Annotated in this window: 15 protein-coding genes; 3 read left to right on the forward strand and 12 right to left on the reverse strand. The window is 40.4% G+C overall.

The annotated features are described in order from the left end of the window. Position 1: 1 nt before the first annotated feature. The 8 genes from ACFSTH_RS09795 to ACFSTH_RS09830 form a co-directional block, all read right to left on the reverse strand. Positions 2-1,963, reverse strand: coding sequence for an ABC-F family ATP-binding cassette domain-containing protein (locus ACFSTH_RS09795; protein WP_377770406.1), 1,962 nt, complete (start codon positions 1,961-1,963; stop codon positions 2-4). Between the two features lie 117 nt (positions 1,964-2,080). Then, positions 2,081-3,715, reverse strand: a complete 1,635-nt coding sequence (locus ACFSTH_RS09800; RefSeq protein ID WP_377770404.1) for a histidine kinase N-terminal 7TM domain-containing diguanylate cyclase — start codon at positions 3,713-3,715, stop codon at positions 2,081-2,083. A gap of 44 nt (positions 3,716-3,759) precedes the next feature. Continuing rightward, positions 3,760-5,526, reverse strand: a complete 1,767-nt coding sequence (gene cydC, locus ACFSTH_RS09805; protein ID WP_377770402.1) for a thiol reductant ABC exporter subunit CydC — start codon at positions 5,524-5,526, stop codon at positions 3,760-3,762. Continuing rightward, positions 5,519-7,324, reverse strand: a complete 1,806-nt coding sequence (cydD, locus tag ACFSTH_RS09810; RefSeq protein ID WP_377770400.1) for a thiol reductant ABC exporter subunit CydD — start codon at positions 7,322-7,324, stop codon at positions 5,519-5,521. Before cydD ends, cydC begins: the two co-directional genes overlap by 8 nt. Before the next feature lie 8 nt (positions 7,325-7,332). Further along, a complete protein-coding gene (cydB, locus tag ACFSTH_RS09815; RefSeq protein ID WP_377770398.1) occupies positions 7,333-8,346 on the reverse strand; it encodes a cytochrome d ubiquinol oxidase subunit II in 1,014 nt (337 codons plus the stop codon). Next, the gene (locus ACFSTH_RS09820; protein WP_377770396.1) at positions 8,333-9,799 is read right to left on the reverse strand and encodes a cytochrome ubiquinol oxidase subunit I; all 1,467 of its coding nucleotides are present in this window, start codon (positions 9,797-9,799) and stop codon (positions 8,333-8,335) included. Before ACFSTH_RS09820 ends, cydB begins: the two co-directional genes overlap by 14 nt. Before the next feature lie 884 nt (positions 9,800-10,683). Next, positions 10,684-12,072, reverse strand: a complete 1,389-nt coding sequence (gene fumC / locus ACFSTH_RS09825) for a class II fumarate hydratase (protein ID WP_377770394.1) — start codon at positions 12,070-12,072, stop codon at positions 10,684-10,686. 206 nt (positions 12,073-12,278) lie between these two features. Then, positions 12,279-12,947: a bifunctional 2-keto-4-hydroxyglutarate aldolase/2-keto-3-deoxy-6-phosphogluconate aldolase gene (locus ACFSTH_RS09830; protein ID WP_377770392.1), complete on the reverse strand. Its 669-nt coding sequence runs from the start codon at positions 12,945-12,947 to the stop codon at positions 12,279-12,281. Between the two features lie 175 nt (positions 12,948-13,122). On the opposite strand from ACFSTH_RS09830, the gene ACFSTH_RS09835 reads away from it, so the two are divergent. The 3 genes from ACFSTH_RS09835 (at position 13,123) to ACFSTH_RS09845 (ending at position 15,586) form a co-directional block, all read left to right on the forward strand. Next, positions 13,123-14,067 carry a hypothetical protein gene (locus tag ACFSTH_RS09835; protein WP_377770390.1) on the forward strand — a complete coding sequence of 315 codons (945 nt, stop codon included), beginning with the start codon at positions 13,123-13,125 and terminating at the stop codon, positions 14,065-14,067. Positions 14,068-14,145: 78 nt separating this feature from the next. Further along, entirely contained in the window at positions 14,146-14,916 is a 771-nt protein-coding gene (locus tag ACFSTH_RS09840; protein WP_377770388.1) for an exonuclease domain-containing protein, read from the forward strand. A 100-nt stretch (positions 14,917-15,016) separates the two neighbouring features. Next, positions 15,017-15,586 (forward strand): hypothetical protein, encoded by a 570-nt coding sequence (locus tag ACFSTH_RS09845; protein ID WP_377770386.1) that lies wholly within the window; start codon positions 15,017-15,019, stop codon positions 15,584-15,586. A 106-nt stretch (positions 15,587-15,692) separates the two neighbouring features. On the opposite strand, the gene ACFSTH_RS09850 is transcribed toward ACFSTH_RS09845, so the two are convergent. The 4 genes from ACFSTH_RS09850 to ACFSTH_RS09865 form a co-directional block, all read right to left on the reverse strand. Then, positions 15,693-16,160, reverse strand: a complete 468-nt coding sequence (locus ACFSTH_RS09850) for an OsmC family protein (protein WP_377770384.1) — start codon at positions 16,158-16,160, stop codon at positions 15,693-15,695. 204 nt (positions 16,161-16,364) lie between these two features. Then, positions 16,365-17,891 carry a methyl-accepting chemotaxis protein gene (locus tag ACFSTH_RS09855; protein ID WP_377770382.1) on the reverse strand — a complete coding sequence of 509 codons (1,527 nt, stop codon included), beginning with the start codon at positions 17,889-17,891 and terminating at the stop codon, positions 16,365-16,367. Between the two features lie 156 nt (positions 17,892-18,047). After that, a complete protein-coding gene (locus ACFSTH_RS09860) occupies positions 18,048-19,133 on the reverse strand; it encodes an acyl-CoA dehydrogenase (protein ID WP_377770380.1) in 1,086 nt (361 codons plus the stop codon). 5 nt (positions 19,134-19,138) lie between these two features. Beyond that, the gene (locus tag ACFSTH_RS09865; RefSeq protein WP_377770378.1) at positions 19,139-19,669 is read right to left on the reverse strand and encodes a DUF4242 domain-containing protein; all 531 of its coding nucleotides are present in this window, start codon (positions 19,667-19,669) and stop codon (positions 19,139-19,141) included. Positions 19,670-19,717 lie beyond the last annotated feature (48 nt).

Below are 19,717 nucleotides of genomic sequence, written 5' to 3' on the forward strand. Positions count from 1 at the left end.
TTCAATCATTAGCTTCACTATTTTGCGTTGCGATTTGTTCCGCTAGTTCGTTAAGTTCTGTCCAGCGTTCCATCAATTGCTCTAGTTTTTCTTCTTGTTGTTGTTTTTCTGCCAACAATTGTTGCAGCAACATCGCATCGCTGCTCGCCGCTGCCATCTGCTCATCAAGAGCAGTTAAACCTGCTTCCGCATCAGCAATCCACTCATCGATCTGCTCAAAATCTCGCTGTTCATTATACGACATTTTCAGCTTTTTCTTCGATGCTATTGTTTCAGCTTTTGGAGTGGTAGTAGAAGACTTATTGTTGGTTAGTGATTGTCCTTGTTGCTGCTGCCCTCGCAGCCCTTGCTGTTGCGTTGCTACTCTTTTTTCTCTCGCTCCTACAAAATCCGTATAGTTCCCTTCATACTGTTCAATTACGCCATTTTCTTCGAAGGAAAATATGGTATCGACTGTACGATCAAGAAAATAACGATCATGTGATACGATAAATACAACACCCGCAAACTCATCCAAATATTGTTCCAAAATCGTCAGTGTCGTAATGTCCAAATCATTCGTCGGTTCATCCAACAGTAGGACGTTCGGAGCTGCTATAAGTACACGCAGTAGTTGTAATCTCCGCCTTTCACCACCAGATAGTTTGCCAATTGGCGTCCACTGCATCGTAGGGGAAAATAAAAACCGCTCTAGCATTTGTCCAGCTGATATTGTCGAGCCATCGTTTGTCTTAATTTGCTCTGCATCTTGTCGGATATAATCGATCACTCGCATCGTTTCATCCATCTCGGTTTTTTCTTGCGAGAACACACCTAGTTTTACTGTTTGTCCAAGCTCGATCTGTCCGCTATCAGGTGTAATTTTGCCCGCTATTATTTTTAGCAACGTTGATTTCCCTGCTCCATTGCGACCGACAATTCCAACTCGATCTTCCGGAACGGCAATAAAATCAAACGGTTGAATAATTTGCTTTTCACCATAGGACTTCGTCACTTGCTCTAGTTCGACGATTTTCCGACCCAAACGAGAAGAAGCTACGGTCAACTCCAATTTGCCGTCACCCGCTTTGGGCGTATTATCTTGTAGTGTATGAAACCGGTCAATTCGTGCCTTTTGCTTCGTAGTTCTTGCCTTCGCTCCGCGCTTCATCCACTCTAATTCACGGCGCAGCAAGTTTTGTCGTTTTGCTTCACTAGCAGATTCTCTTAGTTCCCGCTCCAGCTTTAGCTCCAAAAATCGACTGTAGTTCGCTTCGTAATAATGTACTTCACCACGATCTAATTCGATCATATGATTGCTTACTCTATCTAAAAAGTAACGATCATGCGTAATCATAAGCAATGCGCCACGTCGTCTAGCAAGCATCGCTTCTAGCCAAGCTACCGATTCATTATCGATATGGTTCGTTGGCTCATCCAATATTAAAATATCTGCTGGCAATAACAAAGCCGCTGCCAGTGCTACCCGCTTTTTCTGACCACCTGATAATGTTTCAATAGTTGCATGAAAGGTCGTAATTCCTAATTTGGAAAGAGCCGCCTTCGCTTCACTTTCGATTGACCAACCATCCCATTCATCCATCTGTTGACTTGCTTGAGCGAATGCTGTTTGCAATTGTTCATCTTCTGGATCAAGCTGCAATCGTTCCATAATATTCATATATGCTAATATCGCACGCTGCTGTGGGGAATCGCCACCTAGCACATGCTCTAATACCGTTTCACCTGCTTGAAACACCGGCTCTTGTTCTAATAAGCGAATACGTACATCTTTGCCAACTATTCTTTTTCCTGTATCTGCTTGTTCTAATCCAGCAATCACCTTCAGAAACGTTGACTTTCCTGTCCCGTTCACACCAATGATCCCGATTTTATCTCCCTCGGCAACACCTAACGTCACATCTTGAAACAACACTTTTTCTCCGTAGCTTTTACTAAGTTGTTCCACTGATAACAAATGCATATAAAAAACCTACTTTATAATGAATTGTCTGTAAGTGGCAGACAAACGTATCATATCAAAAAAAAAGCAGAATGACTATTCGTCGCCGAATATTTCACGCTACTTTCACTTTTTTTACTACAGTAACTGTTCATAATCTTGCTTTTCTGCAATAATAACTCGATTTCTACCCTTTTGTTTCGCTCGATATAACGCCCGATCTGCCACTCTAATAAGTTCTGTTAATGTGAATGAATTATGACGGTTTACACTAGCCACTCCAAAGCTAGCAGCAATAAACAACGCTTGTTTGCCAACTGCTAACGGACGAGCAGCTAGCTCATGACGCAATCGTTCTGCTATCGCCGCTCCTTCTGACGCTCCTATACTTGGTAATGCAATAATAAATTCTTCACCACCATATCTAGCGAACAAATCATTTGTTCTTAGCACCATTTGACAACACTTTACGAAGTGTCGTAATGCTTCATCACCAACTTGATGACCGTACGTATCATTAATCCGTTTGAAACGATCAACATCCATTAATATAATCGTATATGATTGAGCTGACCGATAAGCTTCTTCCAGCATTAACTGCCCTTTTTCCAAAAATTGTTCTCGTTTATAAATGCCTGTCATGCCATCAAAATAAGCTAATTGCTTTAATTGTTGTTGTAACTTCGTACGTTCTGTCACATCAATCATTACAATTAACTTGCCAGTAGGCAATCCGGTACTTTTGCGAATAATAGAAGAACGTATATGCATATATCGAATATCTTGGGCTAGTCTCCACTCTAGTTCTTGAGAATGATACAAATTCATCTCATCACGTCGTCGTTTTTTTCGTACCTCGGAAGCTTTCCTATTCAGCGTTAAATGATCGTTCCAAAGTGGTATATCGGTATGCTGCCTAAAGTAAGGTTGTATTGCTCTTCCAATCGTCTCCACGGATAACCCGGGAATTACTTTCGCAGCAGCTTTGTTATAATCAACTAAACGATTATTGCTATCTAAAACAAGTACAGCATCTCCCATACTTTGAAACAATTGATCGCGAGCGATAGGCGCTACATGAAACATTCCTCGACAAACAAAAGCACACATATAGAGAATAGAAGTGAAAGTTAGCAATATCGGAATAACCGACATTCCCACTCTACTGAAATGAAACCAAAATATATATTCACTAACAAGTAGCGGAAAAAAACTAGAGATAAGTAGAAAAAATGGCAGACGATACGTATCATTCATTTGTTTCTGTTGATGCAGCAAACATATGAAGCTAATTGTAATAGCGCCTATAGTATAGATGCCTTGGACAAAAAACCATACTTTCGCAAATGGATCAACCGTTGACGCTATACTATTTCCAGTCCATATGGCAAAAAAATCGGGCAAATAATGTACGTCATTAACAAAGAGTAATATAACAGATACACACGGAACGACAAGCAATAATATAGCATGGATGCGGCGAATATTTTTTTCCTGATTAAAATAATAACAGACTGATATAAGCCCTATATAAGGTAAAAAAGATTTAGCACCGTACTGTACTTTCATCCATAGCTGTTGATCAACCATCACATCTGTCGATAGTTGTAGCACTGAACTACCAGCATATATGACTACTAGCAAAGAATACGCAGCAAGTAGTTGCGGAATCGTTTGACTAGAACGTTGGGACAACATATAGATAGCCATTAGAAAATTAATGACAGCTGCCGTTATTACGATCATTGTTATCGCGGAATAGGTCGCACCCATCGATTCGCTCCACTCAAGGCTAATGAATAGCTCTTTTTTGCTTATTATAAATGATCTAATTCATAAAGGCGACGATATTTTTCCTCATGCTGTATTAGTTGTTTGTGACTACCTCGCATCGCCATTTTTCCATGCTGCAAAAAGATAATTTCATCCATTTGCTCCATTGCGGCAAGATGGTGTGTAAACCAGACCATCGTCTTCTCTTGTAAAACAGTAAATATCGTATCCAATAGTTTTTTTTCTGTAATCGGATCAAGTCCTACCGTTGGTTCATCTAATAAAATAATCGGCTTATCTTGCAGTAAGATACGAGCCAATGCAATTCGCTGTCGTTCTCCACCAGAAAAGCGTGCTCCGGTTTCTTCCATTCGCGTATGCAGACCGTTCGGTAAAGATTGAATAAGCGGTGCTAATTCGACCATTTCAATGACTCGCCACACCTGCTCATCTGTTGCTTCCGGCTTAGCTAAGCGTACGTTATTAGCAACTGTCGTATCAAACAAGTAAGGTTTTTGATTTAATACAGCGAATGGTAGGTCACTATACTCTTTTACATTCCGATCGTTTATCGTTACTGTACCAGTAATCGGTTGTAATTCTCCTAGCATAATGTTGAGCATGGTTGATTTCCCTGCCCCACTTTTTCCAAGTACAGCCACCTTTGATCCAGCCGCTACCGTTAGATTTATATTATCCAAGACAGAAGGTACGTGTTGCTCATAATAAAAACTAACTTGCTGCAAAGAAAGCTTAGCTGCTTTCGCTTGGCTTGATTGTACCAGCACATCGGCATGAGCCGCTTCTGACTGCGTCGGATGACTATTCGTTGTATTGTTGTTACTTTCCACCTTTTTCAGCCGCTCTATTGCATCCATATAATCTGGTATTTCGTATACAGCATCGCCAACTTTCACAAATACATCCATCAGCGGCATCGTCACCAATGCCATTGCTGCAATCAATGTCGGCTGCATTTGCCCATCGAAGACCATTCCTGCCGCCCAAATAGCAAGCATTATGACAGCAAGAGCAGTGCTGCTGCGCGATACAAGTTGCCAGATCCACTCCGCACGTCGCAAACGATTGTCCAAGGAAGCCATTTGAGCAAACTTTTGATTATATCGCTGCAAAAAAGCTTGACTACGTCCACTAAGTGTCCAATCCGTCATCCCATATATAGCATCTGTCAGTTCCGCATATAACATACTACGTTGTTGTTTGTACGCTCGTCGGCGTTTCAACGATAAGAAGAAAAGAAACAAAGGAGCAATCCCAATCCATAATGCACCATACAACGCCATCAGCAAAGCAAAGGTAACATCGAATCTACCGAGCATAAAAATAGCTACCCCGTAAGCAATCAGTGAAGTTAATGCTGGTAAGATGACTTTCAAAAAAATATTTTGCAATCGTTCAATATCTTCCGCCAGTAGCCCTAGCAAATCGCCAGATGTAAACCGGCTGCGCATCGTCAGCGCAATCGGCTCTACCATTCGATATAGTCGTGCGCGCATCGTCGATAATATTTTCAATGCTCCATTATGTCCGGCAAGCTTCTCTAAATATTGAAAAACCGCTTTACTAAAACCAAATGTTCGTACAAGGACAATCGGCACATAGACCATCAATATATTTTCAGGGCGAAGGGAAGAACGAGAGATCAAATAGCCAGACGTGAACAGCAATGCCGCCGCAGCTAATACTGCAATCGACCCCAAACAAGCAGCGAGCAGAAACTGCCAGCGAAATTTCCATATATAGGGCAAAACAAATCCTTTTTGTCGCTCCTGCGTTGATTGTTTATTCAATGTCTTCCTTCTCTCCCCTCCACCCACCGCTTGCTTGCAGCAGTTGATAGTACGTTCCTTTGTTAACCATCAGTTCTTGATGTGTTCCTTGTTCTACTAAAACCCCTTGCTCTAACACCCAAATATCATCCATCTCTTTCATCCAATGTAAACGGTGCGTAGCAAGGATAACATTTTTATCGGCAAATAATCGTAGCATCGTCTGCTTTAATTCCCACTCCGTCTCTACGTCCAAATGAGCAGTTGGCTCATCGAGCAATAATAGCGGTCGTTTACTAATCCACGCTCTAGCTAGCGCAATCCGTTGTGCTTGCCCGCCGCTTATCGCCCTACCACCTTCACCAATTCGCTCTTCTAATCCATTTGGCAATTGTTCTACGAAAGAACGCAGCTCCGCTTGATCGATAGCTTGTTCTATTTGTTCGATAGTTGCCTCTGGCTCATAAAAAGTAATATTATCACGAAGTGACATACTGAATATATACGGGTGCTGCGGAATGTAAGCCATCTGTTGCTGCCACTTTTGCAGCGAATCTGCCGTTCGGATCGAACCGTTAACTGTATTCACTGCTCCAGATGTCGGTGTCAAAAAACCACCTAATACATGTAGCAGAGTAGATTTACCCGCTCCACTAGCACCAACAATTCCAATTTTCCGCACGCCCGGTCGACTTACTGTCGTCACATTATGCAACAATGTATTTCCTTCGTCACTTTGAACAGTAACAGCTTGTAATTGCAAATCAGTTAACGTCGATACCCGAATAGCATCACTTTGCTTTGCTACTTGCATATCGTCCGCTTTATTTTTCCTTGCCGAAACGTTGTCATCTGACGCATGTTGCTCCGCCACTTCCACTGGTAACTCGGTAATTGCTCGAACCGATGCCCAAGCTTCTTTTCCATCTAAAGTCGCATGATAATCTGTTCCCAAATTACGAATCGGCAGAAAATATTCTGGCGCTAACAATAACACCATTAATGCCGGAGCAAGTGTCATATTGCCATCAATAAGCCGAATTCCTAAACCGACAGCAACAAATGCTACCGATAGCATACTAAAAAAGTCGAGTGAAAAAGAAGAGAGAAATGCTACTCGTAGCGTTTTCATCGTTGCCGTGCGATATTGCTCCGCAACACGCTCTACCGTTTCACCATGTGCTTTGCTACGACCCAAAAAACGTAAAGTTTCTAATCCACGCAGCGTATCCGAAAAGTGTTGTGATAAAATACGGTACGTTTTCCACTGTTTATCCGCAAGCGCACGAGCCGCCATACCAAGAATGATAAAAAATAAAACAAGTACAGGCTGAGCTACTAGCAATATAATACCGGATATCCAATCCGCTCTTACAACAGCAATCCACACAGCTCCGGTAATCATCAGCATATCAAATATCCGTGGTATCGACAGCTCCAAATACGTGCGTACTCTAGTTATTCCTTCTAATGCTAAGTTAACTAACTTTCCACTTCCTTCACTGGAAGCAAACCGTGGACCTAGCTCAAATAACTTTTGTAACAATTGTTCCGACATCGACTGTGTACTAGTTTCAGCAAATCGCCCTGCAATAATGCGCTGTAGCCAACTAATCAAATGGCGTAATACAAAAAACAATGCAAACATCGCAAAGGTTTGTAGTGTACTACTTATACTATTTCCGATGAAAAGCGCTGTTAACGCCTCTGCCAGAAACCATGACTGTACGACAATCGTTACTCCCTGTAGTAAGGAAAACACCGATAACAGCAACATTATCGGTGTAATTCCAGGCAATCGAAGCCAATTTTTATCCATATTAACTCCTAATATTCCAAATCTTTTTTAGAGGTTACTCGTTTATGAAATACAAAATAACTCCAAGTTTGATACGCAAGTACGAATGGTAATATTATTGCTGTTACAATCGTCATTGCTTTCAACGTATAGCTGCCAGATGCAGCATTATACACTGTCAAATCAAATGCGCTGTCGAGAGAGCTTACCATTAACGTTGGGAACAAGCCAGCGAACAAAGCAATAAAAGTAACAGCGATTAATAATCCACTCATCCCAAAGGCTAGCCCTTCTCTTTGTTTGCGAATAAATTGATATGCGAGCACAGCAACTACCGCTGCTATGGCAACTGCACTGTACATGACAATGGCTCTTTTTTCAAATAGATTCGTTTCCACGATTGTTTGAACCGCTAGTAAACCTAGTAGTACTATCGCTATAGGCCAGACGAAAAGTGCCGTCTTACGTGCCTTTTCTCGCAAAGCGCCTTCCGTTCTTAAAGAAATAAACGTAAGTCCATGCAGCAAGCATAGTGCAACTACTGCTACTCCACCAGTAATAGAATAGAGATTAACAATATCTGCAAATCCTGCACTCATATTCATCGTAGCATCAATTGGCATACCACGAATCATACTAGCAAAAAGCATTCCAAAAAATAATGGTGGGAAGAAGCTGCCGATAAAAATAGCCGTATCCCATGTTTTGCGCCACTTCTGATTCTCTAACTTTCCCCGAAATTCAAACGCTACTCCACGACAAATCAAAGCAAGTAATATGAATGTTAAAAGTATATAATAGCCACTGAACATCGTCGAATACCAATGTGGAAAAGCAGCAAACATTGCCCCAGCCGCAGTAATTAACCACACTTCATTCGCATCCCAAAACGGACCAATCGTATTAATTAAAATCCGTCTATCATGATCAGTTTTCCCTAAAAACGGTGAAGACATTCCTACACCAAAATCGAATCCTTCCAAAAAGAAAAATCCAACAAACAACACTGCGATCAATATAAACCACAACTCATTTAGTGACAAGATCGCCGCCTCCTTTCTCCACCAACGGATCTTCGCCTATCGTATCTGGTTTTTGATCCTCTGGCGATACTTTCTGTGCAAACGGATCTACGTCTATTGTATCCAGTTCCTTGTCTTCTGGCGGTCCTTTTTTCGCCACGCGAGCAAACAAGAAGATAGTAAGTCCTAATAAAATCAAGTAAATTGTCGTAAATGAAATAAAGGAGAACAATACTTGGTTATATGGCACGGTTGGTGAGACAGAATCTTCTGTACGTAAAATTCCAAATACGGTCCACGGTTGACGACCAATCTCTGTCATAATCCAGCCCGCTGTATTTCCGATAAACGGTAATGCGATAGCATAAGGCATAACCTTATAGAAGAACTTGTTCGGTTTCTCCAATTTTTTGCGCCAGGATAAATAAACACCGTAAAGAGATAATAATATCATTAACATACCAGCACCAACCATAACTCTAAAGCTCCAAAATGTTGTCTTTACTGGCGGTATATAATTACCCGGTCCATACGTCTGCTCATACTCTGCTTGTAGCTCAAGCATGCCTGGTACAGAACCTTCAAACTGACTATAGTATAAAAAGCTCAGTAGGTAAGGAATTTTTATTTCAAAACCATTCTCTTGCTTTTTCGTATCAATAAAAGAGACGACTGTCCACGCTGCCGGATCTCCACTTCGCTCCCACATTCCTTCACTTGCAGCCATTTTCATCGGCTGTGTTTTCACCAAATATTGTGCTTGACCATGACCAAACTGAGCAATAGCAAAGGAAGATATTAATGCAACAATAATGCTAATCTGAAATGATTTTTTAAAGAAAAGCATGTTTTGTTTCCGCAACATTTTATAAGCACTAATACCAGCTACCAAAAACGCACCTGTGGCAAAAGCGGCAAATACAGTATGAGGGAATTCCCACAATAGCTGACCATTCGTTAATAAAGCGAAAATATCTGTTAATTCTGCTCTCCCATCAACGACTTCAAATCCTACCGGGCGCTGCATGAAGGAGTTGGCTGCCAATATCCATAGCGCAGATAACACTGTCCCTATGGCAACTAACCAAATACTTGCCAAGTGAACTTTCTTGGATAATCGATCCCAGCCAAATACCCAAATTCCTATAAACGTTGATTCTAAGAAAAACGCAAGTAACGCTTCGATTGCAAGTGGTGTTCCAAATATATCACCAACAAAGCGGGAAAAATCAGACCAGTTCATCCCGAATTGAAATTCTTGCAAAATACCAGTTACAATACCAACGGCAAAGTTAATAAGTAAAAACGTTCCCCAGAACTTCGCCATTTTTTTGTAAAGCTCATCTTTCTTGACTACATAGATTGTTTCCATTATCGCAATAATGAGCGACAACCCGATTGAAATAGGCACAAAAAAGTAGTGAAAAATCGTTGTTGATGCAAACTGCAATCGTGCCAAATCTAAAACATCCATAAATGCACTCCACCTTCTTTATAATATAATCAGCAATTGTATTGCGTTTTTTCACTAATTGACCTTCTTGATTAAACCACATGTACAACAAAATTGAATGTAAAAAAAATCACACACCCGCTTAAGATTCATTTTCTACGCCAAAAAATATGATGGTTACAGCGTGGATACAGTGTTTATATTGTGAAATATTTCACAAATATTTAGTATAACAGAATGTGCTGAAAATAACTGTGCGTTTTCCCTCACTGCTACTATTATTATACAAAATATTTTGCGCATAGCTAGCTGCGAACAGCTTCTGTTCGTGACTGTTTCGTGGCATACGATTGACAACTATGTGAATAACCTCATCATCTTCCAGCACTATACAAACAACAGGCTACTTTCCGCACAAAAATCACAACGAGTAATCTCTCCATATCAATTGCAATATTAATTTGCAGATTTTTATACGATATTCCGTACAAAGCTTACGCTACACCAGGCTACGCATAACCTTTTATATGTTTTTTCTTATAAAGCTTACACTTCACCCCTTCTTCACAGGACCATTTATACGATTTTTCCTACAAAGCTTATGCTACAGCTTCTCCACGTGCCCTTTTATATGAATTTTCGTATAAAGTTTTCGCTGCAAGCGGTTTCCCACTGCTCGTTGTACATCTAAAGAGGTTGCATAAAGGGGCGTCCAGTAGTCAGTTTTCTCTGAGCTTCTGAACACCCCTCTCTTATGACGTACACAGTGACGTATAATGCTATCAATCAATATCAGGTCTCAAATCAACATAGTAAAATCAGTATTAGCACCAAGACTCGATTAAACATAGCTAGCGACTAATGCCATCACGACATGGCTAGAATCGCAAACAGCAAGCACGCTGCTATTTATTACTACCGATCATTGCTTCTGGGCGAACGTACTCGTCGAATTGCTCTGCTGTCAAATGACCGCTAGCGACTGCTGCTTCTTTCAGTGTGGAGCCGCTTTTGTGTGCATTCTTCGCAATCGCCGCAGCGTTCTCATAGCCAATGTATGGATTGAGTGCTGTTACAAGCATCAAGGACTGTTCCAAATTCCGCTGAATAACAGGGAGATTCGCTTCGATGCCAACTGCACAATTGTCGTTAAATGAAACCATTGCATCGCTCATCAGTACAAGCGACTGCAAGAAGTTATAAATAATAACCGGCTTAAACACGTTTAATTCAAAGTTCCCTTGACTTGCTGCCATCGCAATTGCCGCGTCGTTACCGATCACTTGGCATACTGCCATCGTGAGCGCTTCGCTTTGCGTTGGATTTACTTTGCCGGGCATGATGGAGCTACCTGGTTCATTTTCTGGAATAATGATTTCACCGATACCACAGCGCGGACCGCTCGCCAACCAGCGTACATCGTTCGCAATTTTCATCAGATCAGCTGCCAACGCTTTAATTGCTCCATGTGTATACACGATTTGGTCATGACTCGTTAGCGCATGAAACTTATTAGGCGCTGTAATGAAGGACGTCCCTGTTAGTTCTGACATTTGCTCCGCTACTAATTCCGCAAATTGTGGATGTGCGTTAAGCCCCGTCCCGACTGCCGTTCCTCCGAGAGCCAGTTCACGCATCGATTCTACACTTTGTCTAATCATCGCTTCACATTTGTCCAGCATCATACTCCAGCCGCTAATTTCTTGCCCCAGTGTAAGCGGTGTCGCATCCTGAAGATGTGTCCGTCCAATTTTGACAATATTTCTAAATTGTTCTTGCTTCGATTTAAGCGTTCCATTCAATAGTTGAATAGCAGGCAATAGCTTCTGCTCTACCGCTAATACCCCTGCAATATGCATCGCTGCTGGAAATGTATCATTCGAGCTTTGAGACCGGTTCACATCATCGTTCGGATGAATTTTAAACGTACTGCCTCGTTCAGCCAGCAATTGATTCGCTCGATTAGCAACGACTTCGTTCACGTTCATATTCGTTTGCGTTCCACTACCCGTTTGCCATACAACAAGCGGGAAATGTTCATCCCATTGTCCAGCTATAATTTCATCGACTACTTCACTAATAATAGCCGCTTTCTCTTCTTCCAACTTGCCTAGTTTAGCATTCGTAAGTGCTGCTGCTTTTTTAATATATGCCATACCATATACGACAGTTAGCGGCATTTTTTCATTGCTTATTTTAAAGTTTTGCAAACTACGCTGCGTCTGCGCTCCCCATAGTCTATCAGCTGGTACTTTTACTTCTCCCATTGTATCTTTTTCAATTCTATAGTTCATTGATTGGCACTCCTTTATACGATTAATATTTACTGGATGAACCATTGATTACGCTTGCAATTTTATTGAAACTATATCACTATAGAATTACCTATATCATTACAAAATCAAGTATAACACAAGTATAAGAAGCGCTCCGATACAACTGCTAGAAGCGCTAACCAGTTCGCTACAAGTGCACTTGATATTATGTAAATAAACTAGAATCATAGTGCTTTAGCTTCACGATAAGCCGCCATATAAGCTGCTGCTTTTTGTTCAATTAAACTAAAATCGCCAGTTTTCACAGCGTCCTTCGTCAAATCTGAACCAATACCTACAGCTACTGCTCCAGCTTTAACCCAATCTTTCAGATTATCTAGCGAAACACCGCCCGTTGGCATAATGTTTGCTTGTGGAAGCGGTCCTTTAATAGAAGGAATAACGCTTGGGGAAAATAAGTTACCAGGAAATAGCTTCACAATATCTACTCCTAGTTCCAACGCCGCTTGAATTTCATTGATTGTCATCGTTCCTGGCAATACCGGCATAGCATAACGGTGGCATAATTTCACAGTTTCTGGATTAAGCGAAGGTGATACTACGAATTCTGCACCTGCCATAATAGCTATTCGTGCAGTTTCTGGATCAAGCACTGTACCTACACCTATGATTGCATAGTTATCCGAATCTACTGCTGCATCGCTAGAATAATGTTTACGCAATTCTTCTATTGCCCGTTCTGCGAATGGAACAGTCATCGTAATCTCAATGGCTTTAATCCCGCCTTTAATAGCACGGTGTGACATTTCCACTACTTCTTCAGGTGAATCAGCACGCAATACGGCTACGACACCAGCTTCTGCTAGACGCTGTAATACTTTTAGTTTCTTCATGGTCCGCTCCTTCTTCCTGTCTATATTTATGAATAGTTTCTCTATGTTTATATCCACTCACAATTATAGACCTTTTAACATAGCAGTACAATGCTGATTTCGAACAGTGCAACTATTAGAACACTCCGAACGTAGTAGATATTATCTATTTTGGAGGATTAAGGAGGAATGACTAATGTCAAATCATATTCAGCAGCAGTTACTGGAAGCTAAGCAACGAGTAGAACGAATGGAAAAATTGGAGCAACGCCAACAAGCTATGCAGAAAAACATCCAACAGCTACAGCGAGAAACGACCCAGCTAGAGGTCAAACTAGATATGGAACAAGAAGATGTGAACAAATTAATGCGGTTATCATTAACGAATCTATTTCATACTATTTTGCGAAGTAAACAAGAACAATTAGAAATGGAACAACAACAAGTGCTACAAGCAACGCTACAATTACAACGAAACAAACAACTACAAGCCGATGCCGAAACATCCCTTGCAGAATTAAGGGCAGAATTAGCAGCGTTACGTCATGCTCCATATGAATATGAAAAACTATTTAAAGAACAAGAAAAACAGTTCCTAAAGTCGTCCCACAACAGCGAAGCATGGCATAAACTAAAAGAACAACTAAGTGATACAACATCTTCCATAAAAGAAATGAAAGAAGCCGTGCAAGCCGCCAAAAAAGTCGTATCTGCACTAGAAGAAGCACAAACTAATTTAACCAAAGCGAAAAATTGGGGCAATTGGGATGTGTGGGCCAATGGTGGTATCATGTCGTCGATGATTAAACATGGTCATATCGATGATGCCAATCTTTCCATTACGTCCGCACAACATTATTTGAAATTATTACGTACAGAGCTAAACGATTTGAAGCAGCAACCAGTACTAGAAGCCGATATTCAGCAACTGCTCAAAGGGATGGACATATGGTTCGATAATATTATTAGCGACTGGATTGTTCAGGAGCGAATCGTAGAAGCGAAAGCCAATGTCGAGCGATTATTAAACAGAATAAAGCGGCTCGTAGAGCAACTATTGCAACAGCAACAGGCGGCAGAACGAGATTTGCAATCATACAAAAATCAACAAACAGCACTAATCGAAAACGATATCCTCTAATTTTATTTGCAAATCAACGGGTGGTCATGCTCTAATAGAAGATAAGATGTTAATGCACTAATCGGAGGGTACAATATTTTGGATTATATCATATTAGACATAGAGTTTAATGGACGAAAATTTGCTAGTGATTTACCGATGGAAGTGATTGAAATTGGCGCCGTACGTCTAAATGAACAATTGCAATTAATCGATCAGTTTAGCGCACTCATCAAACCAGTCTACTTCGCTAAGCTTAATAAATTTATTCAAAAGAAAACAGGCATTCTACAAACTGAAATTGATGAAGCCGAACGTTTTCCAAAAGTTATTAATGATTTTCAGCAATGGTTAGCACAGAGTGAATCCTGCCTCTTTATTACTTGGGGTGGCGAAGATATGAAGCGAATTGTATTAGATACTAGAATGCATCGATTAGATGACCAGTACTTTCTACATGCTGATTATTTTGATTTGCTCAAAGGATTTATTAAACATAAAGGGCTAGTCAATGATATTAGCGTTGAAAATGCGTTGGTTGAATTGCAAATAGAAGCCGATGGTCATGCGCATCGAGCGCTAGATGATGCTCGTATGACTAGTGAAATTTTTAAAGCAACATTCGAACATCTCGATTTCTCTCAAATACAACAATACAAAGATTCCTTCACAAACGCTAAAGAGCGAAGACTTATTAAAAATGCCATTCGCTTGCTGCTTAGTCAAAAGCTTGAGCCAACATGGCCAATGTTTGAAGAACATTTTTTGCAAAAAACAATTAAGACAGACAACCCCAAAAAAACAGCAGAAATTAAACAATATTTTTTGGAGCAAATGACCAAGCAAAAAAACGATAAGACGACCGATTAATTCGGATCGCTTATCGTTTTTTATTCACTAGCTTATTTGTGTTTAAAAACAGACTACTCTATACTAATAGGAAGATACAACTAGCAAGGAGGGTTCCTATTTGGCGACATTCATCTTGGAAAAAGAAACGGCCATCACTAATGGCTTACAAGGGCTACAATCTGTAGGTGCGAACAATATCTGCGAAGTTTGTATCGCCAGCGGTGGCTCTTGTTGTAATGAGTGTCCATTTCTTAAAGATAAAGTCGGATGTCAACAACGTAATATTAGTTGTACCGCATGGCTATGTGGGTATTTAAAATACTTGTTATATGAATTAGATCTACTTACTCATTGGAACGTCTTTTGGGAGCAAGTACCGGGACAATCTTATCGAATGGATTTTACACCAGATCAATTTCCTGTTGAACTACAACTTCAAATTCCGGAATTACCACAATATGCAGCATATATTGCCAAAGATCTGCAACAACTCGTACGTCAAAGAGGCGGTGCGTTGATCGCCTTCGAACTACGTGAAAGACTAGATCGCCAAATTGATCGACTAGATTTGTATGAGCCTGGATCACGTTCCTACAAACGAGTGCAGAAAAACATCCAGAAACTGGCAGAACCGTTTTCACAGTTTCAACAATTTGTAGCGGCGGAACGACTAGCCAAACGTCTGTAACTATTGTCTCCGAGCGGAACTTTACTTAATAAAATACCAAAAACGTGAACTTACGTTGATCGACTCAACAACAAGTTCACGTATTTTTAACGTCGATCGTTTTCTACTACTCCGTAGTAGAATGTGTCGGACGAATAACTTCAATACGATCTAATTTTAAATTAACGTTATTTGCTAATGAATCTCCTACTGGGCATTTGCTTTCCAGGTGAGCAACAAATTGTTCCACTTGTTCTTGTGGAGAATCAGTTTTTATACGGAAAACGTAGCGAATATCAGAGTAACCAGGACGAACATCACTTTTTCCGAAAAATCCGTCGAAGTCTACTTCCCCTTCAACATCCACTTGAAAATCTTCCAATTCAACACCAAACTTCGGTGCATATACACGAGCCACGATAGCTTGGCAAGCGCCTAGTGCTACTAGTACTGCTTCCACCGGATTCATACCTGTATCTTTACCACCCAAAGCTGGCGGCTCATCCAGTGTCATGGTGAACTGTCTTGCTTTAGCTACTACTTGAACCCCTTCTTGTAAATGGGCTGTTGCTTTAAATGTTTGAACATTTGCCACCTTAATCTCTCCTCATTCATCGTGATCGTTGTCTATAAGGTACACATGTATAATTCATAGTAAACCAGTGTGTTTAGTTGTATTATAGCTCACGCCTTATACCATGTCAACTATTTAATCATCGCTTTACTATTCACTTGGATTATGAATTATAAAACAACATCACTCAGACCTTGGAATACCGCAAAACACATCAGCTAAAAATCATTCCTTCGTTTGTTTCGTTTGTGCTGTTTGTTGTAAGTAATGAGCAATTTCGTTTAATTGTTCGATCAAACCAGCTAATTGCTGTACTGCATTATATTGTTCCGCTGCGTTGGTAACAGCACTACCCGCTTCCTCCTGAGCCTCCGCAGCAGCTTGGCTTAATTGAGCAACAGATTGAGCTGCAAGTACTACTCCATCCGCCAATTGATGCGTTGATTGTGATATATGTTGAAAATGATTACTTAGTTCCGTAATATTACTAATCATTTGTTCTAATGTATATAGTAACTCATCCATCGTTCTTCTGCCTACCATTACTTCCTCATGCAAACTGCTCATAGAAGTTTCTGTCGCTGTCATTTGCATTTCTACTGTAGTAATCAACTGTTCGATGTCTTGCGCCGATACTAATGATTGATCGGCCAGCTTCCTTACTTCCTCAGCAACAACCGAAAAACCGCGTCCACTCTCACCGGAACGAGCAGCTTCAATTGAGGCATTAAGAGATAATACTTTCGTTTGATTAGCAATCCGATGAATAAATTGAGCTGCTTTAATGATAGATTGGAACTGTTCATGAAGCTGTTTATTGTCTTCGTTCATATGAATAGTTGCCGTTTTGATAATATCCATTTGTCCACTTGTCTGTTGTAATGTTTCATAACTATCTACCGCTTGTAACGACAACTGCTCTGCCTGTGTGGACACAACATGAGCTGTTTCCGATATTTGCTTAATTTCCCCTGTCATTTTCTCTAGTATCGTATCATTATTTGATGCTTGCTTACTTTGCTGTGCTGACTGCTCCGCAATGACATGCATTTGGTTCACTAATTGCTCTACACCAACTAAACTATGTTCGTAATTATGCCGTAAATGATCTGATACAGCTGCTAACTCTGTAGCACTGACATTCATTTGTTCAAGATAGTTAAGTAAGAGCTGCTGCTGTTCTACCGTTTCAACAAACCGAGATTGTAGCATTTGTTTATGCCATATTTGCCACAGGATAACACCTGTAGTAGCTAGTACAAACACTGCGTGCACCATTACCATCACAAATGCATAATCACCAATAGCTACACCAAACACATAAGGTGTAAAATAAACGTACCCTAGCAAATGCTGCACCACAAATAGTGCAGTTGTCAGTATTACTAGTGAACGTGAATCATAATACGACAAAATCGTTAATACGAGAAATATAGCAAAATGATATTCTAGCATACCGTTACCGCCTGCAATCATACTAATACACGCTAACGTTAATGCCAATGTTAGTAGAAGCGATATATATTTTTCTCCCACTTGGCGGCGTAACATTACCGTTGCGATAACATATAGTATAATAGGAACAAGAAACAAGACAATTAGTACAAACCTATTAAGTTCCAGCGGTTCATGCGACATACTAGCTGCCCAAATCCCTCCTAAGGAAGTAAATTGATGAACGACATTAACAATTGCGGTTGAGACTATAAAAAATAGCGTCATCCAAGCTACTATTTTGTTTTTCTCAATCATTATTGCTTTGCACCCCCAACTTGTCGATTTCTATTATCATATACAAGCATTATTCATTCGGTGCATGACAAATAGCGCCAATAAAAAATGAGGCACTTACATGACTCATTCTTTATTAACGCCATTATTGATTTTATCGCTCGTCTTCATCCCCCACTACTCTCTACATAACATTTTTTCCAGATGACGAACTGTTGGTGTCAAATTAGCAAAAAAGTAAGCTTCTCTTAACCTGCGAGATGGTGGGCTTGTTAATCCATACCCGCCACTTCCTTGATGGAGCATTGCCGCTTCTACCGCTTCCAATGTAATATACACCGTATCAAGCCGCAGTTGAAGAAGAGAGTGCCATACTTGGCTAAGATCGTACGAGCTTGCTAGTAACTGTTCCATTCGAGCTTGTAACTGCTCTAGTTTAATGGCTATTGCTTCTGCTTGTATAGGCAAATATCGATTACTTCCCGCTTGTTTTTGCTTCGCTTGCTCAATCGAACGAATCGATGCCTCGATAACACCTAACCCTAACGGGATTTGATATAATACAAAAACCGGTCGAACTAGCTTAATAAATTCATCTGCATCAGGTGCAATAACTAGCTCATCGGCAATAAACACTTTTTCGAATTTACAAGCGTACGTGGCACTGCCATTCAAGCCGAGAAACCCCACTTGTTCCTTTGTTTTCAAACCAACACTATCAAATGGGACGAGCAGCATAATACGTGAACTGGCTTCGTCTCGTTCTCCCTCTACTTCGGCAATGACTGCAAATAAATGATTTTCTCCTAAATTAGACACCATCGGCAAGTTACCATTAATAACATAACCGCCATTGACACGCGTTGCCTTTAATAAGATAGCATTCATTCCAGCGTAATATTTCATAGGATTGGACAAACCCGTTCCTCCACGCAAGCGACCATCCTCTAATGGCTGCAAAAATCGTGCTTTCAACTGTTCATTACTACTTAGACGCAAATAAGTTAACAGTGCTAACTGACACCACAAATTAAATCCTGTCGTCATACAAGTTTTTGACGTTTGTTGTAATAAATACAACGATTTACGATGAACTTGTTCGTCACATTTACCTGCGGAATATAAACAACCTTCTTTGCCGACAGCTTGCATATATTCCAGTGGATAATAAGCATCAGCATCTATACTACGCACATAAGGCTTCAAATCCGAACCGATAATATGCTCTAACTGAAACAATGATTCTGCTTCTGCATCAACCATTGCAGTTATTCCTTTGCCCATATTTCCGTAATAGCATCAATCGGTGCTTGAACTGCTGCCCGAGCCCGTTTCACCGCTGCCTCATCAGGTGCTTTATAAAAACATAAACATTTCGTCATATCTTCGCACACATATGTCCTTGAAAAATCAACCTCCGGCACCTCCGAATAATGTACGGAATTATTTTTCTTTCTTTCCAAATAAGCATCCATCGTCAAATGCTCTGGCAAGTTCCACTCTACTAAATAGTTGAGCCCTTCTTCACTATTCGTTACTTCTTCTTGCGCTTTGCCAATTAGTCTTACTTGTTTAATCAGCTCTACAGTAATAGCTTCATGGTTTAAGCCTGCTTCAATTGTCGCCAATTCTCCTTCAAAAATATAAAATGCTCGTTCAAATCCTTTGGAAACCTGTACTTCTAACAGCTTAACTTCCTTTTCTAGCAATTGCTCTTGTAATGCTGCTGTTATATGACTAAACTGCTCCGTTGTTGTTACGTTACCTGCAAATGTAGCTTCTACTAAATATAAGGACATATTAATCCAACTCCTCTTTCATTTTTTGATTTTTAATTGTTTCTTTTT

This window comes from Paenibacillus yanchengensis (genome assembly GCF_042684845.1).
GTDB lineage: Bacteria > Bacillota > Bacilli > Paenibacillales > Paenibacillaceae > Pristimantibacillus > Pristimantibacillus yanchengensis.

Coding starts and splice junctions, on each gene's coding strand:
- ACFSTH_RS09795 (WP_377770406.1), bottom strand. CDS start 1,963: ATGCATTTGTTATCAGTGGAACAACTTAGTAAAAGCTACGGAGAAAAA.
- ACFSTH_RS09800 (WP_377770404.1), bottom strand. CDS start 3,715: ATGGGTGCGACCTATTCCGCGATAACAATGATCGTAATAACGGCAGCT.
- cydD (WP_377770400.1), bottom strand. CDS start 7,324: ATGGATAAAAATTGGCTTCGATTGCCTGGAATTACACCGATAATGTTG.
- ACFSTH_RS09820 (WP_377770396.1), bottom strand. CDS start 9,799: ATGGATGTTTTAGATTTGGCACGATTGCAGTTTGCATCAACAACGATT.
- fumC (WP_377770394.1), bottom strand. CDS start 12,072: ATGAACTATAGAATTGAAAAAGATACAATGGGAGAAGTAAAAGTACCA.
- ACFSTH_RS09830 (WP_377770392.1), bottom strand. CDS start 12,947: ATGAAGAAACTAAAAGTATTACAGCGTCTAGCAGAAGCTGGTGTCGTA.
- ACFSTH_RS09835 (WP_377770390.1), top strand. CDS start 13,123: ATGTCAAATCATATTCAGCAGCAGTTACTGGAAGCTAAGCAACGAGTA.
- ACFSTH_RS09855 (WP_377770382.1), bottom strand. CDS start 17,891: ATGATTGAGAAAAACAAAATAGTAGCTTGGATGACGCTATTTTTTATA.
- ACFSTH_RS09860 (WP_377770380.1), bottom strand. CDS start 19,133: ATGGTTGATGCAGAAGCAGAATCATTGTTTCAGTTAGAGCATATTATC.
- ACFSTH_RS09865 (WP_377770378.1), bottom strand. CDS start 19,669: ATGTCCTTATATTTAGTAGAAGCTACATTTGCAGGTAACGTAACAACA.